This is a genomic window from Paraburkholderia sp. Cpub6 (assembly GCF_014201065.1).
GTDB lineage: Bacteria > Pseudomonadota > Gammaproteobacteria > Burkholderiales > Burkholderiaceae > Paraburkholderia > Paraburkholderia tuberum.
Genome location: NZ_JACHDM010000002.1, coordinates 342,270 through 364,328, shown reverse-complemented (window position 1 = coordinate 364,328; position 22,059 = coordinate 342,270). Strand labels below are relative to the sequence as shown.

At 64.4% G+C, this 22,059-nt stretch carries 19 protein-coding genes and 1 pseudogene; 11 read left to right on the top strand and 9 right to left on the bottom strand.

All coding sequences use genetic code 11. The features are described from left to right. Positions 1 to 2: 2 nt before the first annotated feature. Positions 3 to 458, bottom strand: a complete 456-nt coding sequence (locus HDG33_RS06450) for a peptidylprolyl isomerase (RefSeq protein ID WP_090801560.1) — start codon at positions 456 to 458, stop codon at positions 3 to 5. Positions 459 to 664: 206 nt separating this feature from the next. Here HDG33_RS06450 and radC point away from each other — a divergent pair, with 206 nt between their 5' ends. The 4 genes from radC (at position 665) to nadB (ending at position 4,026) form a co-directional block, all read left to right on the top strand. Beyond that, positions 665 to 1,579 carry a RadC family protein gene (radC, locus tag HDG33_RS06445; RefSeq protein WP_184023311.1) on the top strand — a complete coding sequence of 305 codons (915 nt, stop codon included), beginning with the start codon at positions 665 to 667 and terminating at the stop codon, positions 1,577 to 1,579. A 210-nt stretch (positions 1,580 to 1,789) separates the two neighbouring features. After that, on the top strand, positions 1,790 to 2,023 hold the full coding sequence (gene rpmB / locus HDG33_RS06440) for a 50S ribosomal protein L28 (protein ID WP_007180631.1): 234 nt from the start codon (positions 1,790 to 1,792) through the stop codon (positions 2,021 to 2,023). Between the two features lie 10 nt (positions 2,024 to 2,033). Further along, a complete protein-coding gene (gene rpmG / locus HDG33_RS06435; RefSeq protein ID WP_008919555.1) occupies positions 2,034 to 2,201 on the top strand; it encodes a 50S ribosomal protein L33 in 168 nt (55 codons plus the stop codon). A 226-nt stretch (positions 2,202 to 2,427) separates the two neighbouring features. Beyond that, entirely contained in the window at positions 2,428 to 4,026 is a 1,599-nt protein-coding gene (nadB, locus tag HDG33_RS06430) for an L-aspartate oxidase (RefSeq protein WP_184023143.1), read from the top strand. 124 nt (positions 4,027 to 4,150) lie between these two features. On the opposite strand, the gene nadC is transcribed toward nadB, so the two are convergent. The 6 genes and pseudogenes from nadC to purN all read right to left on the bottom strand — a co-directional run bounded on the left by nadC (position 4,151) and on the right by purN (position 10,916). Then, positions 4,151 to 5,074, bottom strand: a complete 924-nt coding sequence (nadC, locus tag HDG33_RS06425; RefSeq protein WP_184023141.1) for a carboxylating nicotinate-nucleotide diphosphorylase — start codon at positions 5,072 to 5,074, stop codon at positions 4,151 to 4,153. Continuing rightward, positions 5,074 to 6,213: a quinolinate synthase NadA gene (nadA, locus tag HDG33_RS06420; RefSeq protein WP_184023309.1), complete on the bottom strand. Its 1,140-nt coding sequence runs from the start codon at positions 6,211 to 6,213 to the stop codon at positions 5,074 to 5,076. The genes nadC and nadA overlap by 1 nt, the downstream gene beginning before the upstream one ends. A 130-nt stretch (positions 6,214 to 6,343) precedes the next feature. Further along, positions 6,344 to 7,540 carry an acyl-CoA desaturase gene (locus HDG33_RS06415; protein WP_184023139.1) on the bottom strand — a complete coding sequence of 399 codons (1,197 nt, stop codon included), beginning with the start codon at positions 7,538 to 7,540 and terminating at the stop codon, positions 6,344 to 6,346. Positions 7,541 to 7,740: 200 nt separating this feature from the next. After that, a pseudogene (locus tag HDG33_RS06410) lies at positions 7,741 to 8,916 on the bottom strand (mechanosensitive ion channel family protein). A 90-nt stretch (positions 8,917 to 9,006) separates the two neighbouring features. Further along, complete coding sequence (locus HDG33_RS06405) at positions 9,007 to 10,266, bottom strand: RsmB/NOP family class I SAM-dependent RNA methyltransferase (RefSeq protein WP_184023137.1); 1,260 nt, start codon at positions 10,264 to 10,266, stop codon at positions 9,007 to 9,009. Further along, a complete protein-coding gene (purN, locus tag HDG33_RS06400; protein WP_184023135.1) occupies positions 10,263 to 10,916 on the bottom strand; it encodes a phosphoribosylglycinamide formyltransferase in 654 nt (217 codons plus the stop codon). Before purN ends, HDG33_RS06405 begins: the two co-directional genes overlap by 4 nt. Positions 10,917 to 11,054: 138 nt before the next feature. Between purN and HDG33_RS06395 the strand changes: the two genes are divergently transcribed. The 6 genes from HDG33_RS06395 to dut all read left to right on the top strand — a co-directional run bounded on the left by HDG33_RS06395 (position 11,055) and on the right by dut (position 18,514). Further along, positions 11,055 to 12,050, top strand: a complete 996-nt coding sequence (locus tag HDG33_RS06395; RefSeq protein ID WP_184023132.1) for a bifunctional riboflavin kinase/FAD synthetase — start codon at positions 11,055 to 11,057, stop codon at positions 12,048 to 12,050. 168 nt (positions 12,051 to 12,218) lie between these two features. Continuing rightward, positions 12,219 to 15,056, top strand: coding sequence for an isoleucine--tRNA ligase (gene ileS / locus HDG33_RS06390; protein ID WP_184023130.1), 2,838 nt, complete (start codon positions 12,219 to 12,221; stop codon positions 15,054 to 15,056). Next, positions 15,056 to 15,562, top strand: a complete 507-nt coding sequence (lspA, locus tag HDG33_RS06385; protein WP_090801573.1) for a signal peptidase II — start codon at positions 15,056 to 15,058, stop codon at positions 15,560 to 15,562. Before ileS ends, lspA begins: the two co-directional genes overlap by 1 nt. A gap of 124 nt (positions 15,563 to 15,686) precedes the next feature. After that, positions 15,687 to 16,904: a bifunctional phosphopantothenoylcysteine decarboxylase/phosphopantothenate--cysteine ligase CoaBC gene (gene coaBC, locus HDG33_RS06380; protein ID WP_184023128.1), complete on the top strand. Its 1,218-nt coding sequence runs from the start codon at positions 15,687 to 15,689 to the stop codon at positions 16,902 to 16,904. 81 nt (positions 16,905 to 16,985) lie between these two features. Next, positions 16,986 to 18,002 (top strand): LLM class flavin-dependent oxidoreductase, encoded by a 1,017-nt coding sequence (locus tag HDG33_RS06375; RefSeq protein WP_184023126.1) that lies wholly within the window; start codon positions 16,986 to 16,988, stop codon positions 18,000 to 18,002. A 65-nt stretch (positions 18,003 to 18,067) separates the two neighbouring features. Next, complete coding sequence (dut, locus tag HDG33_RS06370) at positions 18,068 to 18,514, top strand: dUTP diphosphatase (RefSeq protein WP_018421593.1); 447 nt, start codon at positions 18,068 to 18,070, stop codon at positions 18,512 to 18,514. 143 nt (positions 18,515 to 18,657) lie between these two features. Here the strand turns inward: dut and clpA are convergent, their stop codons facing one another. Continuing rightward, on the bottom strand, positions 18,658 to 20,955 hold the full coding sequence (clpA, locus tag HDG33_RS06365) for an ATP-dependent Clp protease ATP-binding subunit ClpA (protein ID WP_090801577.1): 2,298 nt from the start codon (positions 20,953 to 20,955) through the stop codon (positions 18,658 to 18,660). After that, positions 20,952 to 21,266, bottom strand: coding sequence for an ATP-dependent Clp protease adapter ClpS (clpS, locus tag HDG33_RS06360; protein ID WP_008919570.1), 315 nt, complete (start codon positions 21,264 to 21,266; stop codon positions 20,952 to 20,954). The genes clpA and clpS overlap by 4 nt, the downstream gene beginning before the upstream one ends. A gap of 555 nt (positions 21,267 to 21,821) precedes the next feature. On the opposite strand from clpS, the gene HDG33_RS06355 reads away from it, so the two are divergent. Further along, positions 21,822 to 22,028 carry a cold-shock protein gene (locus HDG33_RS06355; RefSeq protein WP_007180614.1) on the top strand — a complete coding sequence of 69 codons (207 nt, stop codon included), beginning with the start codon at positions 21,822 to 21,824 and terminating at the stop codon, positions 22,026 to 22,028. Positions 22,029 to 22,059 lie beyond the last annotated feature (31 nt).

The following is a 22,059-nucleotide window of genomic DNA, read 5'->3' as shown; positions in this document are numbered from 1 at the left end:
GTTTACAGAATCCCGATGATTTTCACTTCAAACGCCAGCGCCTGGCCGGCAAGCGGGTGATTGAAATCGAATAGGGCCGACGTTTCGCCAACTTCCTTCAGTACGCCGGCATAGCGCCCGCCGCCCGGCGCGTTGAATTCGACCAGGTCACCCGGGGAAAAATCCTCGCCGATCATGCTGTTCTCCCGCAGCGTGGCGAGGGACACGCGCTGGATCAGATCCGGATTGCGCGGGCCGAACGCCTGGCCCGGCGCTAGCTGAAAGGTCGAATGGCGGCCCACCTTCAAACCCAGCAAAATATCTTCCAGCGGCGGCGCCAGTTGACCGGCGCCGAGCAGCAGCGTGGCCGGCTTGTCGTTGAACGTGTTGATCACTTCGGCGCCATCGGCAAGGGAAAGCCGGTAATGCAGCGTGACGTGTGAACCGGGTTTCACCTCGGAAATATCGATGATGCTCATGCAATGCTCGCTCAGTCGAAGCGCTGCACGCGTGCGCCGCGGGGCAGTCGACGCGTGTGGCAAACCGTCGGCGTGCCGTGCGCAAAGTGTCTATTGTAAGCCACCTAGCGGGCGCCGGCTTGAGTCCGTCGCGCGCGAGGGCGGCACGGCCCGGCGGCGCATTGCGCCGCGTGCGCCGTCAACCTTACGCGGAGGACTCTATATATATGGCTGATTTCGACAGCACAATCGACGAAACACCTGCGCCAACGCTGCGACGACCGAAGGCGCCGGCACGCGCCGGAGGCGGCGTGAAAGCCGCCGCGAATCGGTCGGCCGAGGCCCCGTCAGAAGCCGCCGACTCCACCGCCCGCTGCCGGCGGCAACTGTTTCGGGGTAAATGGCTCCGGCGCGACATGCCGCGCGAGCGACTGATCGAGCAGGGCCCCGACGTGCTGTCGGACACCGAAATGATCGCGCTCGTGCTCGGCTCTGGCCTGCCCGGTCACGACGTGTTCAGCGTCGCGCGGGCGCTGCTGGATCGCTTCGGCTCCCTGCGCGCGATGCTCGACGCGACTTATGCGGACTTCGACGGCATTCGCGGCATCGGCCCCGCGAAAAAAGCGCAATTACTCGCGATCATGGAAATGGCGCGTCGCTCGCTGGTCGACAAGATGCGCAAGCGCCCGCTAATGAATTCGCCCGAAGCGGTCGAAAGTTATCTTCGCCTTCTGATCGGCGGACAGCCGCAGGAGGTGTTCGTGTCGCTGTTTCTCGACGCCCGGCATCGGCTGATCCGCTGCGAGGAAAGCGCGCGCGGCTCGCTCACGCGCATGGCCGTGTATCCGCGCGAGATCGTGCGGCGGGCGCTCGCCGCGAACGCGGCCAGCCTGATCGTCGCGCATAATCATCCGTCCGGCGCCGTCGAGCCGAGTGCCAGCGACTGCCGCCTCACGCAGACGCTGCGCGACGCGCTCGCGCTCGTCGATGTGCAGTTGATCGATCATCTGGTGATCGGCGCGGACACCGTATATTCGTTCGCCCGCGCCGGCTGGCCGGGGCTCGCGCGCAAGCCCGCCCGAGCGCGGGAAGCGGAATGGCCGCCGTACGGCGCAGCGTCCCGCATCGCAAATAAGGTTTGATTTTGCGGCTTTTTTTCTGCTAGAATTCCGGTTTGCCTATTTCCAACCCCCTGTTCCGAAGCCATCAAGGCGTTCCGCAAAGGTCAGGCAGCTGTGGTAGCGAAGTGTCTCGATGCAAATTCGGCGCAACTTCGCACACTTTCAGCGCGGCTCTTTTCGGGAAACTTTCACGGCGTTCGAACTCAGAATTAGCGTATTAGGAGTGCTCTCATGGCACGCGTATGCCAAGTAACTGGGAAAGCGCCGATGAGCGGCAACAACGTTTCCCACGCGAACAACAAGACCAAGCGCCGGTTCCTGCCGAACCTGCAAAACCGCCGTATCTGGGTGGAAAGCGAAAACCGTTGGGTGCGTCTGCGCGTTTCGAACGCCGGCCTGCGCCTGATCGACAAGAACGGTATCGACGCTGTGCTCGCAGATTTGCGCGCACGCGGTGAAGCCTAAGGAGTAAATCATGGCGAAAGGCGCACGCGACAAGATCAAGCTGGAATCGACCGCAGGCACGGGTCACTTCTACACGACCACGAAGAACAAACGCAACATGCCGGAAAAGATGCTGATCAAGAAATTTGATCCGGTCATCCGCAAGCACGTTGACTACAAGGAAACCAAGATCAAGTAATCTTGGCTCTCCAGCCTGACGAAGGCAAAAACATGAAAAGCCTCGCATTCGTGCGAGGCTTTTTTGTTTTTGCACGGACCTCGCGATAGCTCCGCAAGGCGCGCGCGAATCGCCCTATTCCGTTCGGCCAGCTTTCGCAAGGGCGATGCGGCGCGTATCCTTTGTCGTTTTCGCGGCGTGCGGTTCGCGCGCCGTCATCGCAAAACGAAAGACGGAGATGTGGGCAATGGAATTCGATGTGGCGATTGTCGGTAGCGGTCTGGCTGGTTTGAGCGTCGCGCTCAATCTCGCGCAGACACGGCGCGTTGCTGTGATCGCCAAGCGATCGCTGACCGAAGGCGCGAGCGACTGGGCGCAAGGCGGCATCGCCGCGGTGCTCGATTCGGCGGACAGCGTCGAGAATCACGTGCGCGATACGCTGACCGCAGGCGGCGGCCTGTGCGACGAGGCGGCGACACGCTTTATCGTCGAGCATGGGCGCGCCGCGATCGAATGGCTGATCGGACAGGGCGTGCCGTTCACGAAAGACGAGGCCGCCGAACTGGGCTTTCATTTGACGCGCGAAGGCGGCCATAGCCATCGCCGGATCATTCACGCGGCCGACGCGACCGGCCATGCGGTCGTCGCCACGCTCAGCGAGCAGGTGCGCCAGCATCCGAACATCACGCTGTTCGAAGACCATCACGCAATCGACCTGATCACGTCCGAACGCCTCGGCCTGCCTGGCCGCCGCTGCCATGGTCTGTATGCGCTCGATCTGCAAAGCGGCCGCACCGTTACGATCGAAGCGCCGCATACGGTGCTCGCGACCGGCGGCGCCGGCAAGGTCTACCTGTACACGACCAACCCCGACACCGCGACCGGCGACGGCATCGCGATGGCATGGCGCGCCGGCTGCCGCGTGTCGAACATGGAATTCATCCAGTTCCACCCAACGTGCCTGTTTCACCCATACGCGAAGTCGTTCCTGATTTCGGAAGCAGTGCGCGGCGAAGGCGGCATTCTGAAACTGCCGGATGGCACGCGCTTCATGCCCAATCACGACGAGCGCGCGGAGCTTGCGCCGCGCGACATCGTCGCGCGGGCGATCGACTTCGAGATCAAGAAACGCGGCATCGATTGCGTGTACCTCGACATCAGCCACCAGCCGGCCGCGTTCCTGCACGAGCATTTCCCGACGATCCTGGCACGCTGCCTCGAGTTCGGCATCGACATCACGAAAGAGCCGATTCCAGTGGTACCGGCCGCACATTACACGTGCGGCGGCGTCGTCACCGATCTGGCGGGCCGCACCGATCTCGCGGGTCTCTACGCAGTCGGCGAAACGTCCTGCACCGGCCTGCACGGCGCGAACCGACTTGCCAGCAATTCGCTGCTCGAATGCCTCGTGACCGGCCGCTCCGCCGCCAAGGCGATCGAAGCAGAAGGCTTCGCTGCCGCCGTTCACGCGCCGCTGCCGGCCTGGGACGAAAGCCGCGTGTCCGATCCGGACGAGGAGGTCGTGGTCGCGCACAACTGGGACGAACTGCGCCGGCTGATGTGGAACTACGTCGGTATCGTGCGCACCGACAAGCGACTCGAGCGCGCGAAGCATCGGCTCGCGTTGCTGCGCGACGAGATCCACGAGTACTACGCGAACTTCAAGGTGAGCCGCGATCTGCTGGAACTGCGCAATCTGGTCGATGTGGCATCGCTGATCGTGGACAGCGCGCGCTCGCGGCGCGAAAGCCGCGGCCTGCATTTCAGCCGCGACTGGCCGTCCACATTACCCAAGGCGCTACCGACGGTGCTCACGCCGAAGTATGTACGCAGGCCGAATACCTGACAGCCTTGGGCCGAAATACACGCTGGAACGACGCCACAAACGACAAGGCCATTGCCGGTAAGCTCCGGCAATGGCCTTGTTAAGTCGTCACGAGCGTCGACTGTCGCGCTAAAACGCGCGGCGCTCAAACGATCCGCATCGAGTAGTCGGTCGCGCGCACGTCTTTGGTCAGTGCGCCAATCGACACGCGGTCCACGCCAGTCTCCGCGATTGTGCGCACGGTCTCGAAATTCACACCGCCGGACACTTCGAGCACCGCGCGCCCGGCCGTGATGCGAACCGCGTCGCGCATCATGTCGAACGAGAAGTTGTCGAGCAGGATCGACTGCGCGCCATGCGCGAGCGCAGTTTCCAGTTGTTCGAGCGTTTCGACTTCGATCTGGATCGGCACGCCCGCATTCAACGCGAGCGCCGCGTCCATCGCCGCGCCCAAGCCGCCGGCCGCGGCGATATGGTTTTCCTTGATCAGAATGCCGTCGTACAGCGCGAGCCGCTGGTTCGCACCGCCGCCGATGCGCACCGCGTACTTCTGCGCGAGCCGCAAGCCCGGGAGCGTCTTGCGCGTATCGAGAACGCGCGCGTGCGTGTGAGCAATCGCGTCGACATAGCGGCGCGTCGCGCTCGCCACGCCCGACAGCAGCTGCAGGAAATTCACCGCGTTGCGCTCGGCGGTCAGCAGCGCGCGCACCGGCCCGCGAAGATCGCAGACCGTCGTGTCGGCGCTCATGCGGTCGCCCTCGCGGTAACGCCATTGAACTACGATGCGAGGATCGACCGCGCGCATCACCGCGTCGAACCACGGCACGCCGCACAGTACCGCTTCCTCGCGCACGATGATGCGCGCGTCGCGAACGTCATCGGCAGGCACGAGGCGGCCGGTCTGATCGCCGGTGCCGATATCTTCGGCGAGTGCATCGGCGACATTGCGTGCGAGCGCCGCGTCGAACGCCACGCCATATTGCGCGTGAATCGCCGCGAAAAGCGGCGACACTGCGTCGGCCCCTTCGCGCGCCACTACCTGCTCAGGCGCCTTCTCCACCACCTTCATTACGCTGCCCCCACATTCGAATACAGTTGCGCGTCGCGCGCGAGATCGCCGCTCGCCTGCACGCGCTTCTTGTGACGCGCCGCGAAATCGAGCATGCGATCGATAGGTAGACGCGCACGCTCGCCGATCCCAGGCTCGACGAAGATTTCGTTGTGGCCGCGCTCGAGCACATCGGCCAGATTGGCGAGTCCGTTCATCGCCATCCACGGGCAATGCGCGCAGCTCTTGCAGGTCGCGCTGTTGCCGGCCGTCGGCGCGGCAATTAGCGTCTTGCCGGGCGCGGCGAGTTGCATCTTGTGCAGGATGCCGAGGTCGGTCGCGACGATGAAGTGCGTCGCGTCGAGCTTCCGCGCGGCGTCGATCAACTGCGTGGTCGAGCCGACCACGTCCGCCTGGGCGACCACGTTGGCCGGCGACTCCGGATGCACGAGCACCTTCGCGTGCGGATACTCGGCGCGCAGCAGATCGAGTTCGATGCCCTTGAATTCGTCGTGCACGAGGCACGAGCCCTGCCACATCAGCATGTCCGCGCCGGTCTTGCCCTGGATGAAGCTGCCGAGATGACGGTCCGGCGCCCAGATGATCTTCTCGCCGCGCGCATGCAGATCGGCGACGATCTCCAACCCGATCGACGACGTCACCATCCAGTCCGCGCGCGCCTTCACGGCCGCGCTCGTGTTCGCGTACACGACCACCGTGCGGTCCGGGTGTGCGTCGCAGAACGCCGAGAACTCGTCGACCGGACAACCGAGGTCGAGCGAACAGGTCGCATCCAGATCCGGCATCAGAATGCGCTTGTCTGGACTGAGGATTTTTGCGGTCTCGCCCATGAAGCGCACGCCCGCGACCACCAGCGTCTGCGCCTCGTGATCGCGGCCGAAGCGCGCCATTTCCAGCGAATCGGCCACGCAACCGCCGGTTTCGTCGGCGAGTTCCTGCAATTCGGCGTCGACATAATAGTGCGCGACCAGCACTGCTTTCTCGCGCTTGAGTAATTCGCGAATGCGCGCCTTCAGCGCCCGCTTTTCTTCCGCCGACGGCGTCTCGGGCACCTTCGCCCACGCCTGCCCGATCCCGCAGGTCGTGCCCTGCGCCTGAGGCCGATCGAATTCGACGGTCCTGATCGCCTGCTGCTTCATCATCTCCTCTGCCCTCACCTGGCCGCCGCGGCTTGCCGATCGCGCTACACGCGCAATGCATTTCCACGGCCCAAAAATGCAAAACCCCGCCAGCGCGGGGTTTTGTGACGTCCTGAAATTTTAATGGATTTCAGGCATAGCGACGCAGTCGCATCGCGAAGTCTTGCAGCGCCTTGATACCGCTCTGCTCTGCGCGATGGCACCAGTCCTGCAATTGCACCAGCAATTGCTCGCGCGACGCGTTGGAGCGCTCCCACATTGCCGCCAGTTCGTTGCGCATGTCGATGTAGGTCTTCAGCTTCTGGCTGTTCGCGAAAATCTGCGGCAGCTGGAGCTTCTGCGGCTCGTTCAGGCCCGCCTCTTCCTTGTGGAACCAGCTGCGCGCACCACGCATCACCTGATACTTTTCGCGCGCGCCAACTTCCTTCAGATGCGCGAGCTCCTGGCGGTATGCGCGCTTGATCGCTTTCGCGTAACGCGCCATCACTTCGTAGCGGTTCGCGAGCACGGCCTGCAGCGTGTCCTGATCGAGCACGAGCTTGCCGGTGGTCAGCCGCGGCGTCGGTGCGACCTTCTTCACTTTGGCCAGACGAAACGCCTGCATGATGCGGATGTACATCCAGCCAATGTCGAACTCGTACCACTTGTTCGACAGCTTCGCCGACGTCGCATACGTGTGGTGATTGTTATGCAGCTCTTCGCCACCGATGATGATGCCCCACGGGAAAATGTTGGTGCTCGCATCCGACGAATTGAAGTTGCGATAGCCCCAGAAGTGCGCGAGGCCGTTGACCACGCCCGCGGCCCAGAAAGGGATCCACACCATCTGCACGGCCCAGATGGTCAGGCCGACGACGCCGAACAGCGCGACGTTGATCACCATCATGAGGCTCACGCCAAGAATCGGGTACTTCGTGTAGACGTTGCGCTCCATCCAGTCGTTCGGTGTACCGTGACTGAACTTGCGCATCGTTTCTTCGTTTTTCGCTTCGGTGCGATAGAGCTCGGCGCCTTCGAGCAGCACCTTCCAGATGCCGCGCGTCTGCGGGCTGTGCGGATCCTCTTCGGTCTCGCATTTCGCGTGGTGCTTGCGGTGAATCGCGGCCCACTGGCCGGTCAGCATGCCGGTGGTCATCCACAGCCAGAAGCGGAAAAAATGACTGGCGATCGGGTGCAGATCCAGCGCGCGATGCGCCTGGCAGCGATGCAGATAGACGGTCACGCCGATAATCGTGATGTGCGTCACGATCAGCGTGTACACGACGAGTTGCCACCACGAGAAATGCAGCAGCCCGTGGGCAAGGAAATCGAGCAAAGAATTCAACAAGGTAAGTTACCTGCAGAACGAAAGATACGAAGCACACGCGGCGCGCGTGTCATGAAAGTGAAAGCATACAGCGGGATAGGACGATATTCTACTTGAACGGTTCCAAGTGTTTGTAACAAATAGGGATTTTTTGTGCGCAATCAAGTCGATAGCGATTGCCTGGGCACAGGCGCATGCCTTGCCGCGGCGCGAAATGGGGCTTAACGGCCATCGTTGGCGGCACGATTGGCGGGCCTGAGCGCGGGATCGGACGTGGTGTCGGAAACCGGATCGGTCATCGCCACCGGGTGCGGCATTGGGCCGCTTGTCTGACCGACGATGCGTACCTCGCGTTGCGGGAGCGCAATAGTGATGCCGTGCTCGGAAAAGAGACGCCAGATATTCCAGTTGACGGTTGAGAGCACGCCACGCGTGCCGCTCGCCGCATCTTCGATCCAGAAACCCAACTCGAGATTGATGCCGTCCCGGCCAAAGCCGACCAGAAATGGCGTCGGCCCCGGTTCGCGCAACACCCGCGGCACGGCGGCGGCCTGGGCGAGCAGCGTCATCGCCGGCTCGACGTCGAATGTGTAGGCATCTGCACGGCCGCCCGCGCATAGCCGCGGGGCAGATACGACGACTGGTTCTGCACGACGTCGGTGATCAGCTTTTCGTTCGGAATCAGCGTCTCGATGCCGTCGAGTCCGCGCACCACGGTATAGCGTGTGCGGATCTGCGTGACGCGGCCCTGCAGGCCGCTCACGTTGATCGTGTCGCCGATCCGCAACGAGCGATCGAGAAGGGTGATGAAGCCCGATACATAGTTGCTCGCGATCTTCTGCATGCCGAAGCCGAGCCCGACGCCGAGCGCGCCGCCGAACACGCCGAGCACCGTGATGTCGATGCCGACGATCGACAGGCTGATCAGGATCGCCGCCAGCACGAAGGCCGCTCGGTCGACGCGCGCGACCACGACCTTCAGATTCGCGTCGAGCGTCTTCGTGCGCATCAGGCGATCTTCGAACCACGAGCCGAGCCACATCGCGACGATCAACGTGACGGCGACCCACAACAGCCCCGTGATCAGCGACAGCAGCGTCAATCAGTCCAATGCCGGCGAGCGGCACCAGCGCCAGATCGAGCAGCGCGGTGTCCATGAACTGGCCGGCGATCGCCCGCGCGAGCCACACCAGTGCCGCGCCCCTCAGCGGAAAAGCCGCCCGGTCGAGGCTTTCCATGCCGAAACGCAGGCTCTCGTAGCGCGTCGATTGCCACCGCTTGATGCGGCGGCGCAGCGTCCGCGCGAGCAGCCACGCGACGAGCAGCGTCGCAAGCAGGATCGCGACCTGCCACAGCATCACGCGCTGACCGAAGTCGCGCGCGATGTCGCTGAACATGTGGGTAAAGTCGTATGCATGGATGTCGCCGGAATGGCCGGCGCGCGCGGATTCATCCGCCAATCCGCGCGCCGGCCTGCAGCCGGTTGCCTAGCTCTGGCGCTCGAGCACGGCGGCGAAAAAGCCGTCGGTCGCGTGGCGGTGCGGCCACAGCGACAGGTAGTCGCCCATCTCCAGCTCGATACGCTGCTCGGCAAGGACGTCGCGCACCGGCACCAGCGCGAAATCAGGGTGATCGGCGAGGAACCGCTGCACCACCGCCTCGTTTTCGGCTTCGAGAATCGAGCACGTAGCATAGACGAGCCGGCCGCCCTTCTTCACGAGACGCGCCGCGCTCGTGAGAATCGACGCCTGCTTCGGCGCCAGCTCGGCGATCGACTCCGGCGACTGGCGCCACTTCAGATCCGGGTTGCGGCGCAGCGTCCCGAGGCCGCTGCACGGTGCATCGACGAGCACGCGGTCGATCTTGCCAGCCAGACGCTTGATCTTCGCGTCGTGTTCGCTGTCGATCAGCACCGGGTTCACGTTCGACAGGCCGCTGCGCGCGAGACGCGGTTTCAGCTTCGCGAGACGCCGCTCGGAGATATCGAACGCGTAGAGCCGGCCGGTCGAGCGCATTGCCGCGCCGAGCGCCAGCGTCTTGCCGCCAGCGCCCGCACAGAAATCGACGATCATCTCGCCGCGCCGAGGCGCGACCACCGAGCACAGCAGCTGGCTGCCCTCGTCCTGCACTTCGAGCCAGCCCTGCTGGAACGCGTCGAGCTTGGTGAGCGCCGGCTTGCCGACCACGCGCACCCCGAGCGGCGCGAACGGCGTCGCGCCCGCCTCGATGCCCGCCTTCGACAGCGCACCCAGCACGTCGTCGCGGCTCGCCTTGATCGGGTTCGCGCGCAGATCGAGCGGCGCCGGGTAGTTCAGCGCGGCGGCCAGCTGCGCGAGCTCGGCGGCCTCGAAGCGCGAGCTGAGCGCCTGGCTGATCCAGTCGGGCAGGTTCAGGCGAATCCGCAGCGGCAGGCTTTCCGGGTCGATCTTCGCCACGTGTTCGAGCCAAGTCGCCTCGGCCTCCGTGACGAACGGCTTGAGCGCCGAGCGTCCGGCCGTCTGCATCAGGCCCAGCAGCGCCATGCGGCGCGCGGGGCTGCCAGTGCCGCTTTCGGCCAGATGCGCGAACTCCATCCGGCGGCGCAGCACGGCGAACACCGCCTCGGCGATCACGCCGCGCTCGGCGTGCCCGAGCTTCGGATGCGCGCGGAAGAAGCGGCTCGTGGTGGCGTCGGCGGGGCCGTTCAGCCGCAGCACTTCGGCCAGCAGCGTTTCAGTTTGTCCAATCAGGAAACCATGCAATCTCATGCGCCCTCTCCGGCGGTGTGACCGGCAAAGAGCCATTGCGGCTCCGACGGCGTAAGCGTGACGCGCGAGCCGTCCAGAGCGAGACGCCCTTCGACGAACCAGCGCACCGCGCGTGGATAAATGATGTGCTCGGTGGCGAGCACGCGTGCGGCGAGCGTCTGTGCGGTATCGCCCGCCTCGACAGGCACCGCCGACTGCAAGACGATCGGCCCGTGATCCAGCTTTGATGTGACAAAATGCACCGACGCGCCGTGGAACCGCACGCCGGCGTCGAGCGCCTGCTGATGGGTCTTCAGACCCGGAAAGCTCGGCAGCAATGACGGGTGCACGTTCAGCATGCGCGCTGCGTAGTGGTCGACGAAGCGCTCGGTCAGCACGCGCATGAAGCCCGCGAGCGCGACGAGGTCCGGCGCGAACGCGTCGATCTGCTCGGCGAGTGCCGCGTCGAAGCTGTCGCGATCCGGATACTGGCGGTGGTCGACCACCGCCGTGGCGATGCCATGCGACGCCGCGAACGCGAGCCCCGCGGCATCGGGACGGTTAGCAATCACGGCGGCGACCCGCGCCGGCCAGCCCTCGCTCGCGCAGGCGCGCACGATGGCTTCCATGTTGCTACCCCGCCCGGAAATCAGGATGACGAGTTTTTTCATGCGCGGATTTTATCATTCGGCAATCGCCGGACCGCGACCGCGCAGCCGTCTGTTGCGCCAAGCGTTTATAATCGATTGTTTTGCGGCACCCCGCCCGCGCCCCTATTGCAATCGCAGCAACGCCTGCAACCCGCTATCGTGAGAGTCTTCCGCGGCCTTCCCAATGCCGAGAGCCGCGCGCCGTGCGCGCTGACCATCGGCAACTTCGACGGTGTCCACCGCGGCCACCAGGCTCTGCTCGCCCACGTGCGCGCGGCCGCGAACGCGCGTGGCCTGCCCGTCTGCGTGATGACCTTCGAGCCGCACCCGCGCGAGTTCTTCAACCCGGCCGGCGCGCCGCCGCGCATCGCGATGCTGCGTGACAAGCTCGAGGCGCTGCGCACCAACGGGGTCGACCGGGTCGTCGTCGAGCACTTCAATCACACGTTCGCGAGCCAGTCGCCAGATGCGTTCGTCGAGCGGATCATCGTCAACGGCTTGCACACGCGCTGGATCATGATCGGCGACGACTTCCGCTACGGCGCGAAGCGCGCCGGCGATTTCGCGTCGCTGCAGGCGGCCGGCAAGCAGTACGGTTTCGAAGTCGAACAGATGGCGACGGTCGCCGATCCGTCGGGCGCGCGCATCTCGAGCTCGGGCGTGCGCGCGGCGCTGGTCGCGGGCGACCTCGACTCGGCGCGCGCAGCGCTCGGCCGCGACTATCTGATCAGCGGCCACGTCACCCATGGCATGAAGCTCGGCCGCGATCTCGGCTTTCCGACGCTCAATCTGCCGATCGCGCACAAGCGTCCGGCACTGGCCGGCATCTTCGTCGTACAGGTGCACGGCATCGCCGAGCAACCGCTGCCGGGCGTCGCGAGCCTCGGCCTGCGCCCCACCGTCGACGATTCCGGCCGTGTGCTGCTCGAAGTGCACCTGCTCGATTGGCACGGCGACGCGTATGGCAAACTCGTGCGCGTCGAATTTCTGAAGAAGCTGCGCGACGAGGAGAAGTTCGTCGATCTCGAAACGCTGACCGCCGCGATCGCGCGCGACGTCGCCAATGCGCGCGCATGGTTCGCTGCGGTCGGCGCCGGCACGCCGGGCAGCCGTTCCACCGGTTTCGCCACCTCGGCCACCGACCGAATTAGATAACCACCGCGGTTCGGGCCGGCGCGCCGCGCCGCACGAACCGTCGCCGCGCGCATCGAAGGGCGTCCGCGCTTCACGCGGAGCCGCCTGCCGGGCGCGTCCCACGCTCCTCGCGCAGCGCGCAATCCGCGCGCCGCTACGCATAGAAACGAATTCACCGCCACCCACATCATGAGCAACAAGAAAGCTGATTCGAAACCGCAGTCCCGCTACCCGGTCAACCTGCTCGACACACCGTTCCCGATGCGCGGCGACCTGCCCAAGCGCGAGCCGCAATGGGTCAAGGACTGGCAGGAACGCAAGGTGTACGACAAGATCCGCGCCGCCTCCAGGGGCCGCACGAAGTTCATCCTGCACGACGGCCCGCCGTATGCGAACGGCGACATCCACCTCGGTCACGCGGTGAACAAAATCCTGAAGGACATGATCGTCAAGGCGCGCAATCTGGCGGGCTTCGACGCGGTCTACGTGCCGGGCTGGGACTGTCACGGCATGCCGATCGAAATCCAGATCGAAAAGCAGTTCGGCAAGTCGCTGCCGGCGGCCGAAGTGATGCAGAAGGCGCGCGCCTACGCGACCGAGCAGATCGAGAAGCAGAAGGCGGGCTTCCGCCGTCTGGGCGTGCTCGGCGACTGGGACAATCCGTACAAGACGATGAACTTCGCGAATGAAGCCGGCGAAATCCGCGCGCTCGCGAAAATCATGGAAAAGGGCTACGTATTCCGCGGCCTGAAGCCGGTCAACTGGTGTTTCGACTGCGGCTCGGCGCTCGCCGAAGCGGAAGTCGAGTACAAGGACAAGACCGATCCGACCATCGACGTGCTGTTCAGCTTCGCCGAACCAGAGAAGACCGCGCAGGCGTTCGGCCTCGCCGCGCTGCCGCGCAACGAAGGCGGCATCGTGATCTGGACCACTACGCCGTGGACGATCCCCGCCAACCAGGCGCTGAACCTGCATCCGGAACTCGTCTACGCGCTCGTCGACACGCCGCGCGGCCTGCTGATCCTCGCCGAGGAACGCGTCGAGGCGTGCCTGAAGCTGTACGGCCTCGAAGGCACTGTCGTCGCGACGACGCCGGGCGAAAAGCTCGTGAACCTGCGCTTCAACCACCCGCTCGCGTCCGCGCATCCGGGCTACAAGCGCACCGCGCCGGTCTACCTCGGCGACTACGTGACGACCGAAACCGGCACCGGCATCGTGCACTCGTCGCCGGCGTACGGCGTGGAAGACTTCGTGTCGTGCAAGGCGCACGGCATGGCCGACTCGGACATCATCAACCCGGTGATGGGCGACGGCCGCTACATCGAATCGCTCGCGCTGTTCGGCGGCCTGTCGATCTGGGCGGCCAATCCGCAGATCGTCGAGGCGCTGCAAGGCGCCGGCTCGCTGCTGCGCACCGAGAAGTACACGCACAGCTATATGCACTGCTGGCGCCACAAGACGCCGATCATCTACCGCGCCACTTCGCAGTGGTTCGCCGGCATGGACGTGAAGCCCAACGACGGCGACAAGACGCTGCGCGAGACCGCACTCGAAGGCATCGAGAACACGGCGTTCTATCCGTCGTGGGGCAAGCAGCGCCTCTTCAGCATGATCGCGAACCGCCCGGACTGGACGCTGTCGCGGCAGCGCCAGTGGGGCGTGCCGATGGCGTTCTTCGTGCACAAGGAAACCGGCGAGCTGCATCCGCGCACGCCGGAGTTGCTCGAACAGGTCGCGCAGCGCGTCGAGAAGGAAGGCATCGAGGCATGGCAGACGGTCGATCCGCGAGAGCTGATCGGCGAGGACGCCAACCTGTACGAAAAGAACCGCGACACGCTCGACGTGTGGTTCGATTCGGGCACCACGCACTGGCACGTGCTGCGCGGCTCGCACAAGGACGAGCTGCAGTTTCCGGCCGACCTGTACCTCGAAGGCTCGGACCAGCATCGCGGCTGGTTCCATTCGTCGCTGTTGACCGCGTCGATGCTCGACGGCCGCCCGCCCTACAACGCGCTGCTCACGCACGGCTTCACCGTCGACGGCGAAGGCCGCAAGATGAGCAAGTCGCTCGGCAACGGCATCGATCCGCATGAAGTCGCAAACCGCCTCGGCGCGGAAATCATCCGCCTGTGGATCGCGTCGACCGACTACTCGGGCGAGCTCGCGATCTCCGAGGAAATCCTGAAGCGCGTGACGGAAGGCTATCGCCGCATCCGCAATACGCTGCGCTTCCTGCTCGCGAACCTGTCGGACTTCGACTTCGCGCAGCACGCGCGTCCGGTCGAAGACTGGCTCGAAATCGACCGTTACGCGGTGATGCTGTCGGCGAATCTGCAGAACGATATCCTCGCGCACTACGAGAAGTACGAGTTCCACCCGGTCGTCGCCAAGTTGCAGACGTTCTGCTCGGAAGACCTGGGCGGCTTCTACCTCGACGTGCTGAAGGACCGCCTCTACACGACCGCGGCGGATTCGGTCGCCCGCCGCTCGGCGCAGACCGCGCTCTACCACATCGCGCACGGGCTGCTGCGCGTGATGGCCCCGTTCCTGTCGTTCACCGCGGAAGAAGCGTGGAAGGTGTTCCAGCCCAATAGCGAGACGATCTTCACCGAGACGTACCACGCGTACCCGGCCGTGCCGGACGCGGGCGCGCTGCTCGACAAGTGGACGCTGCTGCGCGCGGTGCGCGGCGACGTGACCAAGGCGCTCGAAGAGGCGCGGGTCGCGAACCTGATCGGCTCGTCGCTGCAGGCGGAAGTCGAAATCCGCGCGAGCGGCGCGCGTTACGACGCACTCGCGAGCCTCGGCGACGACCTGAAGTTCGTGCTGATCACGTCGGCGGCGAACGTCGTCAAGGTCGACAGCGAAGCCGATGAAGGCGTCGAAGTGATCGCGTCGAAGTACCTGAAGTGCGAGCGCTGCTGGCACTACCGCGCGGACGTCGGCGCGAACGCCGAGCATCCGTCGCTGTGCGGCCGCTGCTTCAGCAACCTGTTCGGCAGTGGCGAATCGAGGAGCGCGGCATAATGGCGAGAACCATGTCGAAAACGCGCACCGGAAGCAGTTCGCTCGCACCCTGGCTCGGCATCGCGCTGATCGTCATCCTGTTCGACCAGCTGACGAAAATCGCCGTGCGCAAGGTGTTCGCCTACGGTGTGCCGCACGAGGTCACGCCGTTCTTCAACCTGATTCTCGTGTTCAACCGCGGCGCCGCGTTCAGCTTCCTCGCGATGGCGGGCGGCTGGCAGCGCTGGGCGTTCACCGCGCTCGGCGTGGTCGCGGCGCTCGTGATCTGCTATCTGCTCAAGCGGCATAGCGGGCAGAAAATGTTCTGCACGGCGCTCGCGCTGATTCTCGGCGGCGCGCTCGGCAATGTGATCGACCGGCTGGCGTACGGCCACGTGATCGACTTCCTCGATTTCCACGTGGGCGGCTGGCACTGGCCGGCGTTCAATCTCGCCGACAGCGCGATCACGATCGGCGCGATCCTGCTCGTGATCGACGAGCTGCGGCGGGTACGCGGCACACGCTAACGTCGCCGACGTGATGCACGGTCGCGGCTGCGCGAGCCGTGCATCAGGTCCGGTTTGAAGCGCGCGGCGACGACGGGCAACGCCCTCGCGCCGCCGCGCGATCACGCTTTGTCGGAGGCTTTCGTTGGCAACCGCAGAACTCGCAGGCAAACACCTCGTCCTCGGTATGACGGGCGGCATCGCCTGCTACAAGATCGCCGAACTCACGCGTCTGCTGACCAAAGCAGGCGCGACCGTGCAGGTCGTCATGACCGAAGCGGCCACCCAGTTCATCACCCCCGTCACGATGCAGGCGCTGTCGGGGCGGCCGGTCTTCACGAGCCAGTGGGACGGTCGCGTGTCGAACAACATGGCGCACATCGATCTATCGCGCGAAGCCGATGCGATCGTGATCGCGCCGGCGTCGACCGACTTCCTCGCCAAGCTCGCGCACGGCATGGCCGACGATCTGCTGTCGACGCTTTGCATCGCACGCGACTGCCCGCTGCTAGTCGTGCCGGCGATGAACCGGCAGATGTGGCAGAACCCGGCCACGCAACGCAACGTCGCGCAACTGCGCGCGGACGGCGTCGAGGTGCTCGGCCCCGATTCGGGCCCGCAGGCCTGCGGCGAAATCGGCGATGGACGCATGCTCGAAGCGGCCGCGACCTACGAGGCGGTCGCGTCGTTCTTCGCGCCGAAAATCCTGTCCGGCCGGCGCGTGCTGCTGACCGCCGGGCCGACCTTCGAACCGCTCGACCCGGTGCGCGGCATCACCAATCGTTCGAGCGGCAAGATGGGCTTCGCGCTCGCGCGCGCCGCGCAGCAGGCCGGCGCCGACGTGCATCTGGTGGCCGGTCCGGTCGCGCTGGAAACGCCGTGGGGCGTCTTGCGCGAGGACGTGCAGACCGCGCAGCAGATGCACGACGCGGTGATGCGCGCGGTCGCGGAGGCGGACATTTTCATCGGCGTCGCGGCGGTGGCCGACTGGCGCGTCGACCACGTCAGCGATCAGAAGATCAAGAAGACCGCCGAGCACGCGCTGCCGAGCTTTTCATTCGTCGAGAATCCAGACATCCTCGCCGCGGTCGCCGGGCGGCCGAAGCCGCCGTTCGCGGTCGGCTTCGCCGCCGAAAGCGACAACCTCGAAGTCCACGGCGAGGAAAAGCGCGCCCGCAAGAACGTGCCGCTACTGATCGGCAATTTGGGGCCGCAAACGTTCGGGCTCGACGACAACGAAGTGATTCTGTTCGAAGCAGGCCGCGCGACGAAGCTGCCACGCGCCGACAAGCAGACGCTGGCGCGCGCGCTGATCGCGGAAATCGCGAAGCGTCTGCCGCCCGGCATCAGTCCGGTTGGCTGAACGAGCGAGCGGCCCTGGGCCCGTGTGGCCCTGCCATCTTTGCGCGGTTAGCCGACCGGAATCACCTGGAGCACTACTGCCATGACGCTACTCTCCGTGCTCGATCAAACACCGGTGATCGCCGGCCATTCGGTGGCGGACGCGATCGCCGCGACCGTCGAACTCGCGCAACTCGCCGACGACCTCGGCTACACGCGCTACTGGTGCGCCGAGCACCACGGTCTGCGCGGCGTGTCGAATCCCTGCCCTGAAGTGATGCTGGCGCGCCTCGGCAGCGTGACCAAACGCATCCGCATCGGCTCGGGCGGCATCATGCTGCCGTACTACAGCCCGTTCAAGGTCGCCGAGCAGTTCATGATGCTCGAGGCGCTGTTTCCGAATCGCGTCGATCTCGGCGTCGGACGCGCGCCGGGTGGCGACATGCGCACCGCGCAGGCGGTCGCCGCCGGCGCTTACAATCGCGGCGAGCATTTTCCGCAGCAGGTCGCCGAGTTGCTCGGCCTCATGCACGGCGCGCTGCCCGACGATCATCTCGCGCAGGGCGTGCTGCTGCAGCCGCAGATCGATACGCGCCCGCAGCTGTGGATGCTCGGCTCGAGCGACTTCGGCGGGTTGCTCGCGGCGCAGCTCGGCATCCGCTTTTCATTCGCGCATTTCATCAACGCGCATTTCGGCAAACAGGTCGCGCTGGCGTATCGCGAGCGCTTCCAGCCTGGCAACGACGCGTCGCGGCCGTATCTGGCGGCCGCGGTCTTCGTGATCTGCGCGGATACCGAGCAGGAAGCCGCGGACCTCGAAAAAGCCGTCGATCTGCGTCGCGTGCAGATGGCGTATGGTCTGAACGAACCGATACCCTCGATCGAGCAAGGCATCGCGCAGGAATATGGCGAGCGCGAACAGCTCGTGATCGACCGAGAAAAGCCGCGCAGCATCATCGGCACGCCTGAGCGCGTGACCGAACGGCTCACGGATTTACAGCAGCAGTTCCAGGCCGACGAGCTGATGGTGCTGACCGTCGCCGGCAGCTATCGTGCGCGCTTGCGCTCCTACGAACTGCTCGCCGACGCGTTTCAGCTCGGCTCGGACGAGGCGGCTTGATCGCAAGGGCGTTGCCAGTCAGCCGCGTGCCCCTTCACCAATCTCACCCCAACTATCGAACCTGAATGAAACTCGACCTGAAGATTCTCGATCAGCGCATGCGCGAACAGCTCCCCGCTTACGCGACGACCGGTAGCGCCGGCCTCGATCTGCGCGCCTGCCTCGACGAACCGCTGACACTGAAACCCGGCGAAACCGCGCTGGTGCCGACCGGACTCGCGATCCACGTCGGCGACCCCGGTTATGCGGCGTTGATTCTGCCGCGCTCGGGTCTCGGCCATAAGCATGGGATCGTGCTCGGCAATCTGGTCGGCCTGATCGATTCCGATTACCAGGGCCAACTGATGATTTCGACGTGGAATCGCGGCGAGACGACATTCGTGCTGAATCCGATGGAACGCCTCGCGCAACTGGTGATCGTGCCCGTCGTGCAGGCCGGGTTCAATATCGTCGATGACTTCGAGGAAAGCGTGCGCGGCGCGGGCGGGTTTGGTAGCACCGGCAAGCATTGATCGATTGCTGCGACGCGGCGGCTGGCGCCTTCAGCGCACGCCGTGAGAAAAAACCAGAGCATAAAAAAACGGCGCGGGATAAAACCCGCGCCGTTCTGCCTTTGGTGTCCGGCCAGCTCAACGCAACGTCGGCCTGACTGACATCACTCGACTTCCACCGCCTCCGGATTCGGATTGCGCGGCGCCGGATGCTCGTCGAAGGTCAACTGCACCTTGTCGTCGGCATCGACGTCAACCGTCACGCGGCCGCCGTTCATCAGCTTGCCGAACAGCAGCTCGTCGGCGAGCGCACGACGGATCGTGTCCTGGATCAGGCGCTGCATTGGCCGCGCGCCCATCAGCGGATCGAAACCGTGCTTCGCCAGATGCTTGCGCAGCGCATCGGTGAACAGCGCATCGACCTTCTTCTCGTGCAGCTGATCTTCCAGCTGCATCAGGAATTTGTCGACCACGCGCATGATGATTTCCTCATCGAGCGAACGGAAGCTGATCGTCGCGTCCAGACGGTTGCGGAACTCCGGCGTGAACATGCGCTTGATGTCGACCATCTCGTCGCCCGCCTCGCGGCGGTTCGTGAAGCCGATCACCGACTTGCCCATCGCCTCGGCGCCCGCGTTCGTCGTCATGATGATGATGACGTTGCGGAAGTCCGCCTTACGCCCGTTGTTGTCCGTCAGCGTGCCGTGGTCCATCACCTGCAGCAGCACGTTGAAGATGTCCGGATGCGCCTTTTCGATTTCATCGAGCAGCAGCACGCAATGCGGCTTCTTCGTGATCGCCTCGGTCAGCAGGCCACCCTGGTCGAAACCGACGTAGCCCGGCGGCGCGCCGATCAACCGGCTCACCGCGTGACGCTCCATGTACTCCGACATGTCGAAGCGGATCAGCTCGATGCCGAGCGTGAACGCGAGCTGCTTCGCGACCTCGGTCTTGCCGACGCCGGTCGGACCCGAGAACAGGAATGCGCCGATCGGCTTGTCTAGCTTGCCGAGGCCCGCGCGCGCCATCTTGATCGCGGCCGACAGTGCGTCGATAGCCGGATCTTGACCAAACACGACGCTCTTCAGATCGCGGTCGAGCGTCTGCAGCTTGCTGCGATCGTCCTGCGACACGCTTTGCGCCGGCACGCGCGCGATCTTCGAGATGATTTCCTCGATCTCGTTCTTGCCGATCGTCTTCTTCTGCTTCGACTTCGGCAGAATGCGCTGCGCCGCGCCCGCTTCGTCGATCACGTCGATCGCCTTGTCTGGCAAATGACGATCGGTGATGAAGCGCGCCGACAACTCAGCCGCCGCCGACAGCGCACCCGACGAATACTTGACGCCGTGGTGCTCTTCGAAGCGCGACTTCAGCCCGCGCAGGATCGCGACCGTCTGCTCGACGGTCGGCTCGGTCACGTCGATCTTCTGGAAACGACGCGACAGCGCCGCGTCCTTTTCGAAGATGCCGCGATATTCGGTGAAGGTGGTTGCGCCGATGCACTTCAGCGTGCCCGACGAGAGCGCCGGTTTCAGCAGGTTCGACGCGTCCAGCGTGCCGCCCGACGCGGCGCCCGCGCCGATCAGCGTATGGATTTCGTCGATGAAGAGAATGGCGTGCGGACGCTCCTTCAGTTCCTTCAGCACCGTCTTCAGACGCTGCTCGAAGTCGCCGCGATACTTGGTGCCCGCGAGCAGCGCGCCCATGTCGAGCGAATACACCTGGGCATCGGCCAGGATGTCCGGCACTTCGCCGCGCGTGATGCGCCATGCGAGCCCTTCGGCGATCGCGGTCTTGCCGACACCGGCCTCGCCGACCAGCAGCGGATTGTTCTTGCGGCGGCGACACAGCACCTGCACCACACGCTCGACTTCCGACTCACGTCCGATCAGCGGATCGATGCGGCCGTCCTTCGCCATCTGGTTCAGGTTCTGCGTGAACTGGGCGAGCGGCGTTTCCTTCTGCGCGGCGGCTTCGTCGGACTCGGCATTCGCATCGCTCGCCTTCGCGGCGTCCGAACTGCTCGTCTTGGCGATGCCGTGCGAGATGAAATTGACTACGTCCAGACGCGTGACGCCCTGCTGCTGCAGGTAGTACACCGCATGCGAGTCCTTCTCACCGAAGATCGCGACCAGCACGTTCGCGCCGGTCACTTCCTTCTTGCCGTTCGAGGTGGACTGCACATGCATGATCGCGCGCTGGATCACACGCTGGAAACCGAGCGTGGGCTGCGTGTCGACGTCGTCCGTGCCCGGCACGGTCGGCGTGTTGTCATGAATGAAGTTGCGCAGGTTCTGGCGCAGATCCTCGATATTGGCCGCGCATGCGCGCAGTACCTCTGCCGCCGTCGGGTTATCCAACAGCGCGAGCAAAAGATGTTCGACCGTTATGAACTCGTGCCTTGCCTGGCGCGCTTCCATGAACGCCATATGCAGGCTGACTTCCAGTTCCTGGGCAATCATGCTTCCTCCATCACACACTGCAGCGGATGCCCGGCCTGCCGTGCGTGGGTAACGACTTGCTCGACTTTGGTCGACGCGATGTCCCGCGTATAGACCCCACAAACTCCCCTGCCCTCGCGATGCACCTTCAACATGACCTGCGTTGCGGTTTCACGATCCTTATTGAAATATTCCTGCACGATCATCACGACAAATTCCATCGGCGTGAAGTCGTCATTCAGCAGCACCACCTTGTACATGGACGGCGGCTTGAGTTTCTGCTCCTGCCGCTCCAGTACGGTGCCGTCCTGCTTGTCCGGGATAATCGCCATACACCCATTCTAAACAACTAGGACAGGCCCGCAATCCTGTCAGAACCCGGCCGCCCGGCCGATGAGCCCGTTCGCTGCCACCCGGCGGTCACGACGCTGTCATGTTCGGCCGGGCCTGCGCGTTTTCGACGGGCCGATTGCGGTGCCGGCCCCGATCCTGTCATGCGCGGCGCGTGCTGCACCGCGGTCGGATCGAGTATCGCACAACCTGCCGGTACTGGCTGCGAGCGCTCGCCGCGCTGGGCGTCGGCGCCGCGGGCACAGTCAGCATGTGAGTGGATTATGCGACTTTTCAAGCCACGCCGCTTGCGCCACCGCACATACGGAAGCGGTAAAAACCCTGGAAAGCGGCCTGTTTGCAACGCGACAACGACGTCTCAAAATTTTCTTGACACTCGAATAAAGAGCCCCAACAATCAAGCTGGCACTTTTTTCACCAAGCCATAATTTCGAAAAAATGCCGATGGTGAGCTTGTGAGGAGGGAACGACTGCCTCGCGTGGTCGTGGCTTTTCGAGGGCTCGTGGTAGTGACATGAGTTACAGGGGAAGTTGGAATGGCAACTGGTACGGTCAAATGGTTTAACGACGCAAAGGGTTTCGGATTCATCACGCCCGACGAGGGCGGCGAGGATCTGTTTGCACACTTCTCGGCCATCCAGATGAATGGCTTCAAGACGCTGAAGGAAGGCCAGAAGGTCACCTTCGAAGTCGTGCAAGGCCCGAAAGGCAAACAGGCATCGAACATTCAGGCGCCAGCCTGAAACGTTTCGATACCCGTCCTTTTTGAAACCC

Coding starts and splice junctions, on each gene's coding strand:
- HDG33_RS06450 (WP_090801560.1), bottom strand. CDS start 458: ATGAGCATCATCGATATTTCCGAGGTGAAACCCGGTTCACACGTCACG.
- radC (WP_184023311.1), top strand. CDS start 665: ATGGCTGATTTCGACAGCACAATCGACGAAACACCTGCGCCAACGCTG.
- rpmB (WP_007180631.1), top strand. CDS start 1,790: ATGGCACGCGTATGCCAAGTAACTGGGAAAGCGCCGATGAGCGGCAAC.
- rpmG (WP_008919555.1), top strand. CDS start 2,034: ATGGCGAAAGGCGCACGCGACAAGATCAAGCTGGAATCGACCGCAGGC.
- nadB (WP_184023143.1), top strand. CDS start 2,428: ATGGAATTCGATGTGGCGATTGTCGGTAGCGGTCTGGCTGGTTTGAGC.
- nadC (WP_184023141.1), bottom strand. CDS start 5,074: ATGAAGGTGGTGGAGAAGGCGCCTGAGCAGGTAGTGGCGCGCGAAGGG.
- nadA (WP_184023309.1), bottom strand. CDS start 6,213: ATGAAGCAGCAGGCGATCAGGACCGTCGAATTCGATCGGCCTCAGGCG.
- HDG33_RS06405 (WP_184023137.1), bottom strand. CDS start 10,266: ATGAGATTGCATGGTTTCCTGATTGGACAAACTGAAACGCTGCTGGCC.
- purN (WP_184023135.1), bottom strand. CDS start 10,916: ATGAAAAAACTCGTCATCCTGATTTCCGGGCGGGGTAGCAACATGGAA.
- ileS (WP_184023130.1), top strand. CDS start 12,219: ATGAGCAACAAGAAAGCTGATTCGAAACCGCAGTCCCGCTACCCGGTC.
- lspA (WP_090801573.1), top strand. CDS start 15,056: ATGGCGAGAACCATGTCGAAAACGCGCACCGGAAGCAGTTCGCTCGCA.
- HDG33_RS06375 (WP_184023126.1), top strand. CDS start 16,986: ATGACGCTACTCTCCGTGCTCGATCAAACACCGGTGATCGCCGGCCAT.
- dut (WP_018421593.1), top strand. CDS start 18,068: ATGAAACTCGACCTGAAGATTCTCGATCAGCGCATGCGCGAACAGCTC.
- clpA (WP_090801577.1), bottom strand. CDS start 20,955: ATGATTGCCCAGGAACTGGAAGTCAGCCTGCATATGGCGTTCATGGAA.
- clpS (WP_008919570.1), bottom strand. CDS start 21,266: ATGGCGATTATCCCGGACAAGCAGGACGGCACCGTACTGGAGCGGCAG.
- HDG33_RS06355 (WP_007180614.1), top strand. CDS start 21,822: ATGGCAACTGGTACGGTCAAATGGTTTAACGACGCAAAGGGTTTCGGA.